Here is a 15,167-nt window from a genome sequence, read left to right on the forward strand (position 1 = left end):
ATGATAGAAAAAACTAGAAAAGAATGCATAGAGTGTAACCTATGCACTAAACACTGTAGTTTTTTAACTGAATATGAAATCAATTTAAAAGAATTTACTTTTAGAGAAGATTTAAAAGACAAGTGCTTTATGTGCGACTCTTGTAAACATTATTGTCCAAAAGACTTATCCGGAGCTGAAATTACAAAAGAATTCAAATCTAAATCTCCAAATAAAGTGTTGCGTATTTTAAAAGACCCTTACCTATTTAACAACAACTCTCTTAAAAAAAGCAAAACCCTTTTGTTCTTAGGTTGTAACTATCCTAAATACTATCCTAAGACCTGTGAAAAATTGATTTCAATATTTTCTGAAAAGGGAATGGATTTCTCTGTAGAGTGTTGTAGAAAACCTCTCTATGAAAATGGAATAGAGCCTTCTACTTCTTTAGAAGATCTTCTAAGTGCAAAGGAAACTGAAAAACTGGTGTGCGTGTGCCCAAACTGCTACCACACTCTCAAACATAAACTATCCATTGAAGTAGTCAGCATCTACGAATTCTTATCATCTGAAAACATCGGACACCCCGTCAAAGAAAATGCCAATGTATTTTTCCCTTGCTCTGATAAATTTAAAAGAGAAATCTTTAAAGATATAGAACCATACTTGTCCTCATACGAAACATTTAAAGATATAAACTGTTGTGGTTTGGGTGGCGGAGTGCTCTCTAAAAATCCAGATGTTGGTAAACAAATCAAAAACCAAATCTTAAATCAGCACAGGGAAAATATCTATACCTACTGCTCCTCTTGCTCTTATGCATTTCACAAATATGGACTTGAGAATTTAAAAAATATTCTCTCTGAAATTTTAGACGTAAACGAAAAACCATCTTCAAAGTCAGTGAGAAATACCCTTGCATTTAAATTTAAAAATAGAAAATAGATAGACAAAAACTCTCTCAGCTACGAGAGAGTTCTTTTTTTATTCATTCACTTTTAATTCTAATACATCAGGTCTTGAATAGTGTCCACATGCGTCAAATTCCATTCTGCTCTCAGGAACTTTTTGCATATCTAAATCTACATAGATTATTCCTTCTCTATCCCAAATTTTCTCGCTAATTTCATGACCATAAGGATCTATTACACAACTTCCACCTCTGCAGACAATCTACGGAAGCTTTTTTGTCAAACATAACAGGCGCAGCTTGAACCACCGCAACCTTGCATCTATCTTTTAAATCTCTCATGCTATTCTCCTAAAATTATTTTCTCTCCAATTTTTATTGCCTTTGAATCACCGTGGCCTATTTCCATAGTCTTACAAATCGGCATATCCGAACCCACGTATTTTGAAAGTATTTCCATTACACTTGGTCTATAATCTTTTTTCTCCATCTCGGTAAAAGTTCCAAGTATGATTCCATTTATATTTTTAAAAACTCCCAATTGACTCAATTGAGCAAGACAAGTCGCAATCTTGGAAACTCCACCACTAAATGATTCTATAAGCAATATCTTTCCCTTGGTGTCCGGGAAATATTCTGTTCCCGCAAGTTTTAGAAAACATCTCAAATTTCCTCCAACCACTACACCCTCAAGCCTGCCACCTTGGATAAATTCATATTTAAAATTATATAAATCATATCCATCTTCTACAATACTATCCTTAAAATCACTTATCTTATGCGGATAATATAATAGGTTTCTAACTTGGTATAAGCTTGATGACTTATGAGACTTAGTATAGATTGCATTTATGACAGTGGACAAATCTGAATGCCCAAAAAATTCTGCTTTGCTCTTTGATACCAATTCAAAATCCAAATACGGCAAGACTTCATTCGCAATATCTCCCCCGGATATGTCAAATATAGATTTTATATTTTCATCTCCAAAAAATTCATTTAACTCTGCTGCCTTTTCTTCAGCACTGCCACCATACACGCTGTATCTTTCAAAAATATATTTACTGAAAATAGCCTCCATCCCAAAGCCTTCAAATATCTCTTTTAGTTGAGTACACTCTTCACTCCCGACTTTTTGAGCGTTAGAACAAGAGACTATTGCTACCTTATTTTTTCTACTCATATTTTACCTCTCTATACATTATAACCAAAACTCATCTCTGTAATAAAAAAACTTCCCGCCCTAGAGCATGGAAGTTTTGATTAATTTTTTAAATTTGTCCCAATAGTTTTAAAATCAATTGAGCTATTATTGCTGAACCCAAGTATGTTCCAAGCATAACAAATATTGCAAGTACAATTATCTTAGGCCCTGTTTTCTTTAGTTGATCTATATCCTTGCCTGTGTAAATTCCCGCATAAGCAAGAATTGGTGTGCATAGAGATAAGAAATCTACATTTGCAGTGTGAGTTGAAACCACATCTGAGAATGGAACTCCATGTATTGTGAAGATTGTAGCTATGGTAACTATATATGCAACTGCCAGAATTTTAATTAGTACCAAAATAGCAATGTGTTTAAAATTTGACTTAATCTAAAAAATCTCCCTCTAACCTCTCATGTGGTGTTTGTATTCTAAACTCTTCTCTTCTGTTGTATTTACTAAATATAAACGCTTATAGTTTGCCTACTAACTCCTACCAATGAACCCAACTCTTGCTGGTTCAAACCTTTTTCTGAACGAAGTTCTTTTAATTTGTTTAATAAAGGCATTTTGTTCTCCTACTCTATAAATGACAACTATCTTTGTCATTATTATGCTTTTGAAAACTATCTTTGTCAAATAAAAAGAGATACTCTTTCAAGTATCTCTAAATTTCTATCTGATTATTTATTTTTCTGAAATTATTTTGTAGTATGCCTTTGAAGTAATTTTATAAACTGTAAAGTAGATTATTAAATACATAACAAAAACTATTCCAAATGATGTGGCTTTATCCATTGTGTTAGTCATTCCAATTATCAAGAACAAATCATTTATAAGGAAGAAGGCAACTATCATGTGCACCAATGCCACAGCCGGTGGCAATAGGAACACCATCCAAACTTGAGATTTGATAGATTTCTTTATTTCATTTTCAGTCATACCGACTCTTCTCATAATGTTGAAGTTTTCTTTTGACTCATATCCTTCTTGAAGTTGTTTGTAGTAAATTATCAACGCTGTTCCAACTATAAACACAAATCCTAAGAAGGTTCCAACAAACATAAGCGCTCCAAATATTGTCATAAATTCTGCCTTCGCATCGGTATAGCCTGTGATTTGTATATCATGGCTTAAACTACTCTTAATATCTTTTATAGCTAAACTTGGATCTCCATCCACATTAAACATTTCAAACTCTACAAGTTTAGCATCTCCTAAGTCAAAACTGTCTAAATCTCCGACTTCTAAAACCAATCCGCCAAGTATGGTCATATTGCTTAAAGCTTTTTCATTTTCATACTGTTTCTTCTTTTCTACAACCTTGTATTTTTTCCCACTTATATTTAAAGTATCAGGTGTATCTTTTTTAGAGTAAGCTACAACTTCATCCGGCTTTAAATTTTTATTTTCAGATTCAACTACTAAAAGTGCTGTAGTTGCACTGTTAAAGCTATCTACAAATAGAATGTCTTCACCTTTAATCTCTGTCATCTTCATCTTATATTCTATTTTTTGATAATCTTGCTTTTTATAACTTCCCTTTTCAAGTCCTCTCTCAATTTGCTCTTTAATCTCTTTTACTTCTTGTTGAGAATAATCTTTGTGGCTAACTGAATATATTATATCTCTCGGGAAAATTCCCTTTAATATTTTATCTCCTGACCAGTAGATGGAAAATGCAGAACCTAACAGCACTATCGCCGCACAACTCATTATGGTTATACTTGCAAGTCCATTTGCATTCTGTCTAATTCTATGAACTATTCCGGAAATAGACGTGAAATTTTGTGGTCTATAATAAAACTTCTTATTCTTCTTCAAAGCCCCTATGACAACTTCAGTAATTGCACCAAAGCCAACGAAAGTTCCAAGCACTACAAGAAGTGTGGCAATGAAAAATATCTGTAACGATTGTAATGGATTCTTAGTATTAAGAGCTAAATAATAACCTGTTCCTATAAGTCCAACACTAATCAAAGCACTTATTCCTATCTTGATAGAAGATTTTTTATGCATTCTCTTAGCTTTTATCAACTCTAAGTTTCCAAGCTTTTTAATCTTATATGCTCTTCCCAATAATATAAGTAATTCTATACAAGTAAACACTGCTATGGTTACTAATATAGGAAATGCTGTTGGTAAGAATCCTGTTTCAATGCTCACCTTAATAGTTTTTAAAAGCAACTGTTCCTCTAATTTATAGAACAATACCGATGCAAAAATTCCTGCCAAAAGTCCTACAGCATATACTATTAGCGAATCCAAGCAAACTATTTTTAAAATTTGTTTTTTATCAAGTCCAAGCACACCATACAGACCATATTCTTCACTTCTCTTTTCCATCAAGAATCCATCACAGTAGTATAGGAACTGTACTGTAAAGACGAATAATACAAATGTACCCATTTCTAATAAGTACTGAATGGTTTGCATTCCATATTCTTTTTCCAAACCTGTCATAGTTGCCAAAGATATCAAACTTGAAAAACTCATTACCAAAAAACTGAATGCTAATATATATGGAATGTAGACGCTTTTATTTTTATTTATTCCTTCTAAACTCAGTTTTCTATAAAGATTCAATTTTTACCTCCTAAGTTTGTAAGAGTGTTCATAATATCTTGGTACATTTCCATTGGCTGTCTGTTCGCTCTATATAGTTGGTGGAAAATCTCACCATCTTTTATAAATAGCACTCTGCTTGCATAAGAAGCAGCCTTTACAGAGTGTGTAACCATTAAAATAGTTTGTCCTGACCTATTTATCTCATCAAAATATTCAAGAAGAGTATTTGATGCATTTGAATCCAAAGCTCCTGTAGGTTCATCTGCTAAAATTAAATTCGGAGATGTTATAAGACTTCTCGCTATGGCAGCTCTTTGCGCTTGACCTCCTGACACTTCATACGGATACTTTTCAATTAAATCTTCAATTCCTAAAATTTTTACAACTTCTTTTAATTTATGTTCCATAAGAGTTGGTTTCTCTTCAGAAAGTACCAATGGAAGCATAATATTTTCCTTTATAGTCAAAGTGTCCAGTAAGTTATAATCTTGGAAAACAAAACCAAGATGAGTTCTTCTGTACTTCGCAGATTCACTCTCAGATATTTTTGAAATATCTCTACCATCTATTACCACAGAACCATCTGTAGCCTTATCTAAAAGAGCTAGGATGTTTAGTAGAGTAGATTTACCACTCCCAGACTCTCCCATTATCGCAACAAACTCTCCCTTTTCAACTTCAAAATTCACTGATTTTAAAGCCTCAACTGTTTTTAAACTAAATTTTGAACTATATATCTTTTTTAAATTAGCAACTTCTATAAACGCCATTTTCTCACCTCATAGATATATTATATAAAAAAAGAGAAAATGCACCTTTATGTCGGACTTACATTTTCTCCCAGAGCCTTACATTTTTGTAAGATGAAATTTATTCCCCAAGTAATTCTTTGTCTATTGATTTTACTTTTGAATTTGCAATATAGACCCCGGCTATAATCATCACAGCTCCAAAAATTTGGTATATATTAAATGTCTCGTGCAAAATCAGCGCTCCTGCAATTATAGAAACTACAGTTGCAACTCCTATAAATGAAGCTGTTTTATTCACTCCGATATTGGCTATCGCAACATTTGATAAAAAGAAAGCCATTATAGAACAACCTATACCCTGATATAATATTGCAACAGCAAATGAACTCTCTTTAAACGGCAAAGCTATTAGATTAATTAGGCTACCATTTATAATTGCTTGAACAATAGCTATAAAAACAAAAACTATAGCTCCTACCGCTAACATTACAAAAGTTATTTCTATTTCTGTATAATCTATAGCTTTTTCTACAAACACACTGTATAGTGCATACGCAAATACAGCCAACAATAAAAATCCATAACCTACAACTGACAAACTAGAAGATATCCCCACTGCCGCCACCGTTATTATTACACCTATCAAAGTTATAGTAATGCCCATCACTTGAATTTTTGATGGCTTCTTATCCAAAATCAGAGTAGAAGCGATAAGCGATGCCACTGGAATACAAGCTAAAAATACTCCGCTTTCAGAAGCTGTAGTTCTACTTATTCCAAGTGTCTCACCTATAAAATAAATACATGGACTGAATATCGCAACAGAAAGCAATGGCTTTATATTTTTCCCTTTTAAATTGATTTTAATAACACCAAGCACTATAAGTGCAAGCATGATAACAAACGCAATAAAAAATCTCCAACCCAATAGCTCAAATTCACCCGCAACTTGTACAGTATTCTTTGTAAATATATAGCTAAATCCAAAAAGAGTTTCACATATCAGCGCACTTATAACACCTATTAACATTTTTTTATTAGACATAAAACACCTATTTTTAATTAATCAGACAAAATATTTTTAATCTCTACTTAAAACAAATGCTGACTTCCGTTCCAGATTCAGATTCTATTTTTAAATCTAAATTCAAATTCTTTAAAATCTCATTGGTCAAATAAAGACCTATGCCTGTAGATTTTGAATATATTCTCCCGTTGTAACCTGTGTATCCCAACTCTGTAACTCTTTTTATATCCTCCGGTGCAATTCCTATGCCTGTATCTTTTATAGATATGCTACCGTCTCTAATCTCTATGGTAACTTTGCCCTCTGACGTATACTTAAGAGAATTTGAGAGTATCTGCTCTATTGCAAACATGAGCCACTTATAATCTGTTACTATTTCAAGTTCTCTTGGTTGGTACTCTATTCTTATTCCCTTTTTTATAAATAGTGGGGCATACTTTCGTATAACCTCTCTAATAAGCTTGTCTAAATTCACTTTCTTAAACACATAATCCGTTGTCTTTGAATTATATCTTAAATAGTTTAAGAGCAAGTTTAAATATTCTTCAACAGAAAATATATTGTTCTTCAATTCAAATTTATCTATATCTCCTTCCAATTGGAGATTGATTGCAGCAATAGGAGTCTTTATTTGGTGCATCCACGTAGTTATAAATCGTTTAAATTCCTCATTGTTCTTATCCAGTTCAGACATCTGCGTAAGATATTCTCTATTTATACGTTTCATCTCCGACACAGCTTCTTCTATCTCCACATCGTCAATATCCAAATTCGAATTTATATTTCGCATATAAGCTCTAATCTTTTCTACATTTTTCTTGGTTTTGTTCATCTTTAATTTTAATGCTATTACCAAGAAAACAACAATTATCAAACATGAGTATAGATAGATTTCAAATCCTATATTAAACGCATAAAAAACTATTCCAAACAATGCCATCACTAACACAGCTGTTAGGTATATATCTCTATGTTTTTTTAAATACTTACTCAACATAATATCCTATTCCTATTTTTGTTTTTACAACATCTGTCGCTCCTATTTCTGATAGTTTCTTTCTAAGCCTATTGATGTTTACAGTTAGCGTATTGTCGTCTACATACTCATCAGACTTCCAAAGTTTTAACATAAGTTCCTCTCTCGACACGATTCCCGGTCTTTGTAGCAGAAGTGTTTCCAATATCTTGAGTTCATTTTTTGTTAGACTCTTTTGCATATTTTCTTTTTCTATTTCCATGGTTCTCAAATTTAAAGTAAATAACTCATGCTTTATGGTCTCTTCTTGCATCTTTTGTCCTGTTCTTCTTAAAATAGTCTTTATCTTTGCAAGCAACAAGTCCATATCAAAAGGTTTGGTTACGTAGTCATCTGCACCCAAATCCATCGCCATTATCATATTCAAATTATCATCAGCTGATGACAGAAATAGAATTGGAACTTCCGAAACATTTCTTATCTCTCTTGTCCAGTGGTAGCCATTGTAGTATGGAAGTTTTAAATCCATAATTACAAAGTCTGGTTCAAATGTTTTAAATGTACTCATTACATCTTTAAAATCGAGTTCGTTTTCAACTTCATAGTCCCACTTGGATAGTTCTCTCTTTAAAATCTCTCTTATATTTTTATCATCTTCAACTAATAATATCTTCATAGCTCATCCTCAATTATTTATTAATATACTCAGTATATATAATACTCTTCTTGCTTTCAATCTCTCTAAAATTCTACACAAAAAAACGGACATCCCTGTCCGTTTCCTATACTAATCCTCTAAGTTTAAACAATGCATATAGAACTGCTAACAATACATAGAGTATTATTAAATTCTTTGTTAAATTTTTTGGTGCATCTTTATCTTTTTTATCTTTCGGTGCTCTGTCGTAACTAATTGTAAATGCAAAACTAGTCGCAACCACTGCAATAAGTAGCACTATTTGAGCTATTTGCATAACTGGTGGTACTACACTCATCTTAGTAGCCGCATAATGTACCACAACAAAAGCTGTTACAAAGAGTATCAAAAGAGCTTGTACAAATTTATTCATATTTTTCTTTATATACGTCTAGTGCTTTTTTGATAATTTGTATACTTCTTCTGATGTCTTTTTCATTTATTACGTATGCAAGTCTAACTTGTTTTTTACCAATGTCGGTTCCTTGATAGAATCCAAATGCTGGAGCAACCATTACAGTTTCTCCATTGTCATCAAATTCTTCTAAAAGCCATTTTGCAAAGTGGTCTGAATCTTTAACTGGAAGTTCAGGCATTACATAAAAAGCTCCTTCAGGTTTTGCAACTTTAACTCCATCAATTTTTAAAAGTTCTTCATATATTGCAAGTCTTCTTCTGTTATATTCTGCATTTACATCTTTAAAGTATTCTTCACTTACTTCATAAAGAGCTGCTGCACCTATTTGATCCACTGTAGAAACTGCAAGTCTTGATGTTGCAAGTCTAATTGCTGCATCCATTACTTCTTTATTCTTAGACAATAGAGCTCCTATTCTTGCCCCACAAGCTCCAAATCTCTTAGATATTGAGTCAAGTAGTATAAGTCTGTCGTCTATTCCTTCTATTTCTGTAAATGAACAGAAAGCTGCTCCATCAAATACAAATTCTGAATAAACTTCATCAGCTATGATATATAGGTCGTTTTCTATAGCCACTTCTACTATAGCTTGTAGTTCTTCTCTTGTGTAAACTGCACCTGTTGGATTTGATGGGTTTGAGATAAGAATTCCTCTTGTCTTTTCATCAATCCCCTTTTCAATAACTTCTTTTGATGGAATTCTATATCCTTCTTCTACTAATGTATCGAAAACATTTAGGTGGATTCCTATTTCTCTAAACATTGTGTAGTAGTTTGAGTAGAAAGGATTTGTTGTAAGTATATTCTCTCCTAAGTCTGCAACTATTTCTGCCGCAAATTTAAGTGATTCACTTGCTCCTGTTGTTATAACTACTTCAGTTTCAGGATCATAGTGTTTACCTTTTTGTGAATAGTATTTGCAAGTAGCTTCTCTAATTGGTTTTAAACCCTTAGATGGAGCATAATCTATTGTATCTAATTCAATAGCTCTTATTGCATCTAAAAATTCATTTGGTGTCTTTGTATCTGGTGCTCCTATATTTAAATGATAAACTTTTTTTCCTTCTTTTTTAGCTTTTTCAGCCACTGGTGTTAACTTTCTTATTGCTGAAAAAGGCACTTCATTTACTCTTTGTGATAGTTTCATCTTCCCATTCTCCTTGTCATCTTAATCTTAAATCTTCCCCATAAAATTTCAAAGGTACGAATTTTTGAAATACTCTAGAGAAAACTCTGTCTGTATAAGTTCCAGAAAGTTCTTTTGGAGATAAATTTGTAGATATCAAAGTTTTTTTAGCTGATATTAATCTAGTATTAACTATGTTAAAAATCTCTGATGTACTGAATGAATTAATCATCTCTATTCCCAAATCATCGATTATAAGAAGCTCCGCATCGAAAAGCATATCATATTTCATCTGTGCCATTTCCGAATGTCTAAATCTCTTATTTTCGACTATATCAAGTATGTTAAAAGCTGTTTGATATATAACATTCACGTTTTTATCTAAAAGTTCTTTAGCTATACAGTTTAACATAAAAGTTTTTCCTTGTCCCGTACTTCCATAAAAAAGCATATTAAAATCATTATCCTTATGGAAGGTATCTATAAATCTCCTACTCACATTAAGTATTTCATTTATATTTTCTCTTGGCGACAATTGTTCATCTTCAAATGGTCTGTCTGAAAATACATTTATGTCAAAATTTGTAAAATTCTCTTTTGTAAGAGCGTAATTTATATTACTTGCATAATATAATTCTTGTGAGATCTTATTTTTAAAACAAGTGCATCTGCTTCCATCTTCAATCTTTCCTGTATCATTACAAAGTGTACAGTCATGTTGTATCTCTAAGTAGTCACTTGTATACCCATTTTTCATCAATAGTCTTTCTTTTTCTTGCTTTAAAGAATAAATTTCTTCATTCAATTTTATAAGACTTTCGCTCGATGGATTTAAAAGCTGTTCTCTAGAACCTCTTATTCCGATTTGAGTTATATATCTATCAACTTCTTCAATCTCTGGTATTTCTCTATATATTTTTTTTATTCTTCTTTCATTTTCCCTTTGATTCTTATCTCTGATTTGTTGATATTCTATTTCTATTTTTTTGAAAACATCCATTACAATCATCCTAATTTCTTATAAAAGTCTTCACGTTTTTTTCTTGCCAAATCTTCTAAATCCGCCTCTGACATCTTGTCTGTAGCTTGTGTGAAATTGTGGAACTTAGTTTTCTTTGCAACTCTTGTCCTTGCATCTTTTTGTGCAATTTCAGAAACGTCAGTGATTCCCTTTTCTATCCAGTTCATCAAAATCCTGTCTACATAACCAATGTTTGGATTTGAAGTGTTTACAGTCCTGTCACAAGCTGCCATAACAAGTTCCATGCTCAAATTGTACTTATCAAACCAAGCATTTACCTTTTCAAAATCAACTTGTTTGTAAGCTTTGTTGGCAAGTCCTATCCTCGCCTTAACTTTCATAAGTCTATAGAATTTTTCATCATGTTCTCTTGATGCTCTCTCTATATCTTCTTTAGTTCGTATATTGTCTCTAGACCAATTTCTAACCACTGCTTCAACGTAGTCTATACTCTCTTTTTTCTTTATTTCTGTAGAATACCAAAATGCTTCCTCTATCATCTCCACCGGCATATTGTAAATATCTCTCCAACTCGCAATATCAAGTTTCTTTGAGTTCGTAAGCATTCCCCTCATATAATAATCTGCAGTAGATAAAAGTCTAGCTATTTCATTGTCATCTAAAACACTGCTTCTTGTAGTCTCTTTAGGTTCAGGCCTTGTATATACATTTTCAACATAGAGTTGTTTTAAATTTATAAAGATGATGTCAAAGCTACCATCCGGCTTGATTTCCTTTCTAACAACTCCTGCCCTTTCCCAATATTCAAAAGCTCTTCGTATGTCTGATTCTATAAGCCCGAGCAAATCTGCAAGTCTTCCAAAGTCAAAACTGGCAACCCCCTCGGGCTCACGGGCCAGTTTTAAACCCAACAGATATACTTTGACAAAGTTTCCATCTGCTTGAGGAAGATAGTCGTTTATAAATATATTTTCTATAGGTGTATCTCCTAAGTCCATATTCATTTTTTCAAGTTTAAATCCCATAACTCCTCAAACCTTTCCTTTGTGAGTGATAATCTATCTGCTTTAAAAAATGCTATTCCTAAAAAATTTACAAAAGCATCTTTATTCTCTAAGTAATCTTTACTTTCTTTTTCAATTCTACCATTAGGATACTTCATAATCATAGAACTATATTTTTCAAATCCTAATTTTTTATAGAGATGATACGCTCTTTTGTTGTACTGCGCAACATCTAAATAAATTTTATTATATTCTAAATCTATAAAATATACGCTTAGCATTTTCATTAAAGTTTCGTATCCAAATCCTCTATCTATATAATTTGGATCGAATACAATTCCAATCTCAGCAGTTTTTAAAACAGGCTTTTTATTTTTAAATGATATATAACCGATTGCTATATCCTTTAAAAATATTGTGTAATAGGTTGATCTTGTTACTCCGACCTTCCAATTGTACCAATTTTTAATATCTTCATCAGTCTGTTCTGTAAAATTGTAATCGTCATACATCTTAGACGAATGCCTGCCCCAATTTTTAAATTGTTTGACATCCTCTAATTGCATTTCTTTAAAAACTAAATGCTCGCTCTTTATCATAATTTACTCACAATTCTGTCATATAGACTATCATATATTGGCGGACAGTTTAACAACTCTGCTGTAACTAGTGCAACTATACTCACCACCGCAAGCATAAGCATTACAGAAAAATTCCCTGTCATTTCAAGTACCAATATTATAGCAAGTATTGGCGCTCTAACCACGGCTGATAAAATTCCAACCATGCCAAGAATTATAAAATTCACCAAGTATATGCTAAAGATATTTGGATCTAAGATGTGGTATATGCAAGAACCAACTATTGCACCAAGCACAAGAACTGGTAAGAAAATACCACCTTGAGCTCCACTTCCATAGGCAACAACTGTGTATATCAACTTTAATATTAAAAATGCCAATAATATCTTTATTCCATACTCACCCTTTGCAAAGCTTTCAACTAAATTGTGACCGCCTCCAGTTACTGGGAAAAATAAAATCCCCATGAACATACCTATTGAAACTAAAATCTTCATCTTTGTTTCCATGGAAATATTGGCTCTATTCCACACATCTTGACTTTTTAAAATTCCTCTATTAAACAACATTCCAATAACACCTGTAGCCACTCCTATTAATACAGCTACCCAAATGTATTTTAATGGAAGAATCTCATCCACTCTAAAAGAAAAAGATCTCGCATTGCCCATAAGTAGATATGAAACTGAATTTGCAACTGTAGTTGCAGCTATTGTCGGAACTAATATTCTATGAGAAACTTCTTTATGAAGCTCTTCCACACAGAACATTACACCAGCTATAGGGGCATTGAAAGCTGCTGATAGACCTGCCGCTGCTCCGGCTGAAATAAGCATCTTCACATCTTCATCTTTTAATTTAAAAATCTTACCGCAAAGCTTTCCTACCATTCCGCCTGTTTGTATAGATGGACCCTCTCTTCCAAGAGAAAGACCTACTATATTCAAAAGACTTCCGCCAGCTAGCTTTGAAACTATAACTCGCTCAGGATTCATCTCGAGTTTATCTTCTAATTCAGCTTTTATTTGTGGTATTCCAGATCCACCTGAGAATGGAGCCCATTTTAAAAGCTTTGCCGCCAAAGTTCCTATTACAATAAATATTAAGAATGCAAACAGCAGATAAAGTGGCTCTAAGCCATATACATATCTTCTCACACCATCAGTTAAAGAAATTAAATATCTGTATAAAATAGCTATTGTCCCCGCCACAGCACCTACAAAGATTCCATAGCACAACGGCTTTATAACTTCACTCTCATTAAATTGTCTTAATAACTTACTCCGATACATTACTTAAAGCACCACTTCTCCAATTTCCAAACTTGTAATAAATAACCATCATTATGAACGATAAAATCCATGTCAAAGGATATGACACATATATAACTTCAATTTGATATCTAAAGCTCATAACTGTATATAAGAATATCAATCTCAAAATACACATAGATGTAATAGAGATATACATAGGCACTATTGCACTTCCTGAACCTCTTATAAAGCCACCCAATACTTGGCTTATTCCCAAGAATACATACGCCCATATCAAGTATCTCATAAAGTCCACGCCGTATTTTACTACTCCTGGATCACTATTAAACATTGCTATCAAAGGAACTGCAAATGCATAAGCTAGTACTCCAAGCACAAAGCAAACCCCTACTACCATGTATATAGAAATTTTTACTCCCTCTCTTATTCTATCAATCTTTCCAGCGCCAAAGTTTTGACCCGAAAAAGTTGTAGCTGCAAGAGCTATTGCATCTAACGATAAAAATATAAATCCATCTATTCTACCCTCTGCCGCAGCTCCCGCTATGGCATCCGGTCCAAATTTATTTAGCATTCCCTGAATCATTACATTTGAAAAAGATATTACCGCTGAAGCTATCCCTGTTGGTATTCCTATTTTAAAAATTATTCCAAGCGAACCCTTATAGAATTTAATATCCTTTATATCAAGTTTGAAAACTCTATCGGATTTCACAAGGTTATATGTTACTAAAATTGCTGATACAATTTCAGAAGATATGGTAGCAATCCCCGCACCTATCACTGACATCTTAAATACAGCCACAAACAATATGTCCAAAACTATATTCACTATCGCAGATATCAACAAAAAATTAAACGGTCTTCTCGAGTCTCCAACACTCCTTAATATTGCTGCTCCCATGTTATAGACCAATAGCGGCACCATACCCACAAAGAATATCCTCATATACAAGACTGCATCGTACATAATTTCTTCCGGTGTACTCATCATCTTTAATATGACAGGAGCAAATATACATCCTATCAGAGATAGTAATATCCCACCTACAATTGCTATTGCATACGACGTGTGTATAGCAAATCTCAAATTTTTTCTATCCATCGAGCCGTAGAACTGACTTACAACTACTGAAGCTCCTGTGGTAAGTCCTACAAATAACCCAATCAATAAATTTGCTATAGGTGCTGTTGCCCCTACAGCTGCCATTGGATTTTTCCCGGCAAACTGTCCGACAATCATCAAGTCGGCAGTGTTATATAGTTGTTGTAAAAAATTAGATAATAGAAGAGGTATTGCAAAATATATTATTCCTGAAACTATTGAACCCTCTGTTAAGTTTATATTTCTCTTTTCATTAAGCCTTAATTTCATAACTTACCATCCTGTTTTTTATTATACCATAAGCTAAAATATCAAACGTCCGCAATTAAAATCTTCCCTATATTACATTATATTTGAAGTTCTTTACCATACCAATAGGAATATTAAATTTATAAATTTTTTGTGGAATTACTTTACATTTCAAATTTGACTTAAAAATGAACATCAACTAAATTTTGGAGCTGATAGGGGGAGTTGAACCCCCGACCTATTGATTACGAATCAATTGCTCTACCAACTGAGCCATATCAGCTAAATCTGTCTTAATTGTACTACTATTAAAT

Annotated in this window: 16 protein-coding genes and 1 tRNA gene; 1 reads left to right on the plus strand and 16 read right to left on the minus strand. The window is 32.9% G+C overall.

Going from position 1 to position 15,167, the window contains the following annotated elements; genetic code table 11:
* Entirely contained in the window at positions 1–924 is a 924-nt protein-coding gene (locus B8869_RS06415) for a heterodisulfide reductase-related iron-sulfur binding cluster (RefSeq protein WP_084230818.1), read from the plus strand.
* A 308-nt stretch (positions 925–1,232) separates the two neighbouring features.
* On the opposite strand, the gene B8869_RS06425 is transcribed toward B8869_RS06415, so the two are convergent.
* The 16 genes from B8869_RS06425 to B8869_RS06500 form a co-directional block, all read right to left on the minus strand.
* On the minus strand, positions 1,233–2,072 hold the full coding sequence (locus B8869_RS06425) for an LD-carboxypeptidase (protein ID WP_084230819.1): 840 nt from the start codon (positions 2,070–2,072) through the stop codon (positions 1,233–1,235).
* Between the two features lie 88 nt (positions 2,073–2,160).
* Positions 2,161–2,454 carry a hypothetical protein gene (locus tag B8869_RS06430; protein ID WP_234989771.1) on the minus strand — a complete coding sequence of 98 codons (294 nt, stop codon included), beginning with the start codon at positions 2,452–2,454 and terminating at the stop codon, positions 2,161–2,163.
* Between the two features lie 98 nt (positions 2,455–2,552).
* Positions 2,553–2,663, minus strand: coding sequence for a helix-turn-helix transcriptional regulator (locus B8869_RS06435; RefSeq protein ID WP_084230820.1), 111 nt, complete (start codon positions 2,661–2,663; stop codon positions 2,553–2,555).
* A 118-nt stretch (positions 2,664–2,781) separates the two neighbouring features.
* Positions 2,782–4,680 (minus strand): ABC transporter permease, encoded by a 1,899-nt coding sequence (locus B8869_RS06440; RefSeq protein WP_084230821.1) that lies wholly within the window; start codon positions 4,678–4,680, stop codon positions 2,782–2,784.
* Positions 4,677–5,432, minus strand: a complete 756-nt coding sequence (locus tag B8869_RS06445; protein WP_084230822.1) for an ABC transporter ATP-binding protein — start codon at positions 5,430–5,432, stop codon at positions 4,677–4,679. The genes B8869_RS06440 and B8869_RS06445 overlap by 4 nt, the downstream gene beginning before the upstream one ends.
* 100 nt (positions 5,433–5,532) lie before the next feature.
* Positions 5,533–6,459, minus strand: coding sequence for a DMT family transporter (locus B8869_RS06450; protein ID WP_084230823.1), 927 nt, complete (start codon positions 6,457–6,459; stop codon positions 5,533–5,535).
* Positions 6,460–6,502: 43 nt separating this feature from the next.
* Positions 6,503–7,438, minus strand: coding sequence for a sensor histidine kinase (locus B8869_RS06455; RefSeq protein WP_084230824.1), 936 nt, complete (start codon positions 7,436–7,438; stop codon positions 6,503–6,505).
* Positions 7,428–8,093 carry a response regulator transcription factor gene (locus B8869_RS06460; protein WP_084230825.1) on the minus strand — a complete coding sequence of 222 codons (666 nt, stop codon included), beginning with the start codon at positions 8,091–8,093 and terminating at the stop codon, positions 7,428–7,430. Before B8869_RS06460 ends, B8869_RS06455 begins: the two co-directional genes overlap by 11 nt.
* 106 nt (positions 8,094–8,199) lie before the next feature.
* On the minus strand, positions 8,200–8,487 hold the full coding sequence (locus tag B8869_RS06465; RefSeq protein ID WP_084230826.1) for a hypothetical protein: 288 nt from the start codon (positions 8,485–8,487) through the stop codon (positions 8,200–8,202).
* Positions 8,480–9,679 carry a pyridoxal phosphate-dependent aminotransferase gene (locus tag B8869_RS06470; protein WP_084230827.1) on the minus strand — a complete coding sequence of 400 codons (1,200 nt, stop codon included), beginning with the start codon at positions 9,677–9,679 and terminating at the stop codon, positions 8,480–8,482. Before B8869_RS06470 ends, B8869_RS06465 begins: the two co-directional genes overlap by 8 nt.
* Before the next feature lie 16 nt (positions 9,680–9,695).
* On the minus strand, positions 9,696–10,658 hold the full coding sequence (locus tag B8869_RS06475) for an ATP-binding protein (protein WP_084230828.1): 963 nt from the start codon (positions 10,656–10,658) through the stop codon (positions 9,696–9,698).
* 5 nt (positions 10,659–10,663) lie between these two features.
* Positions 10,664–11,665 carry a DnaD domain protein gene (locus B8869_RS06480; protein WP_084230829.1) on the minus strand — a complete coding sequence of 334 codons (1,002 nt, stop codon included), beginning with the start codon at positions 11,663–11,665 and terminating at the stop codon, positions 10,664–10,666.
* Entirely contained in the window at positions 11,641–12,243 is a 603-nt protein-coding gene (locus B8869_RS06485) for a GNAT family N-acetyltransferase (protein WP_084230830.1), read from the minus strand. The genes B8869_RS06480 and B8869_RS06485 overlap by 25 nt, the downstream gene beginning before the upstream one ends.
* On the minus strand, positions 12,240–13,517 hold the full coding sequence (locus B8869_RS06490; RefSeq protein ID WP_084230831.1) for a ClC family H(+)/Cl(-) exchange transporter: 1,278 nt from the start codon (positions 13,515–13,517) through the stop codon (positions 12,240–12,242). Before B8869_RS06490 ends, B8869_RS06485 begins: the two co-directional genes overlap by 4 nt.
* Positions 13,504–14,874: an MATE family efflux transporter gene (locus tag B8869_RS06495; protein ID WP_084230832.1), complete on the minus strand. Its 1,371-nt coding sequence runs from the start codon at positions 14,872–14,874 to the stop codon at positions 13,504–13,506. Before B8869_RS06495 ends, B8869_RS06490 begins: the two co-directional genes overlap by 14 nt.
* Before the next feature lie 186 nt (positions 14,875–15,060).
* A tRNA-Thr gene (locus tag B8869_RS06500) sits at positions 15,061–15,136 on the minus strand.
* Positions 15,137–15,167 lie beyond the last annotated feature (31 nt).

Source organism: Peptoniphilus asaccharolyticus DSM 20463 (genome assembly GCF_900176115.1).
GTDB lineage: Bacteria > Bacillota > Clostridia > Tissierellales > Peptoniphilaceae > Peptoniphilus > Peptoniphilus asaccharolyticus.

Excerpts from the sequence above, each read along its gene's own strand:
- B8869_RS06415 (WP_084230818.1), top strand. The coding sequence starts at position 1 with ATGATAGAAAAAACTAGAAAAGAATGCATAGAGTGTAACCTATGCACT.
- B8869_RS06425 (WP_084230819.1), bottom strand. The coding sequence starts at position 2,072 with ATGAGTAGAAAAAATAAGGTAGCAATAGTCTCTTGTTCTAACGCTCAA.
- B8869_RS06435 (WP_084230820.1), bottom strand. The coding sequence starts at position 2,663 with ATGCCTTTATTAAACAAATTAAAAGAACTTCGTTCAGAAAAAGGTTTG.
- B8869_RS06445 (WP_084230822.1), bottom strand. The coding sequence starts at position 5,432 with ATGGCGTTTATAGAAGTTGCTAATTTAAAAAAGATATATAGTTCAAAA.
- B8869_RS06450 (WP_084230823.1), bottom strand. The coding sequence starts at position 6,459 with ATGTCTAATAAAAAAATGTTAATAGGTGTTATAAGTGCGCTGATATGT.
- B8869_RS06455 (WP_084230824.1), bottom strand. The coding sequence starts at position 7,438 with ATGTTGAGTAAGTATTTAAAAAAACATAGAGATATATACCTAACAGCT.
- B8869_RS06460 (WP_084230825.1), bottom strand. The coding sequence starts at position 8,093 with ATGAAGATATTATTAGTTGAAGATGATAAAAATATAAGAGAGATTTTA.
- B8869_RS06465 (WP_084230826.1), bottom strand. The coding sequence starts at position 8,487 with ATGAATAAATTTGTACAAGCTCTTTTGATACTCTTTGTAACAGCTTTT.
- B8869_RS06470 (WP_084230827.1), bottom strand. The coding sequence starts at position 9,679 with ATGAAACTATCACAAAGAGTAAATGAAGTGCCTTTTTCAGCAATAAGA.
- B8869_RS06475 (WP_084230828.1), bottom strand. The coding sequence starts at position 10,658 with ATGGATGTTTTCAAAAAAATAGAAATAGAATATCAACAAATCAGAGAT.
- B8869_RS06480 (WP_084230829.1), bottom strand. The coding sequence starts at position 11,665 with ATGGGATTTAAACTTGAAAAAATGAATATGGACTTAGGAGATACACCT.
- B8869_RS06485 (WP_084230830.1), bottom strand. The coding sequence starts at position 12,243 with ATGATAAAGAGCGAGCATTTAGTTTTTAAAGAAATGCAATTAGAGGAT.
- B8869_RS06490 (WP_084230831.1), bottom strand. The coding sequence starts at position 13,517 with ATGTATCGGAGTAAGTTATTAAGACAATTTAATGAGAGTGAAGTTATA.
- B8869_RS06495 (WP_084230832.1), bottom strand. The coding sequence starts at position 14,874 with ATGAAATTAAGGCTTAATGAAAAGAGAAATATAAACTTAACAGAGGGT.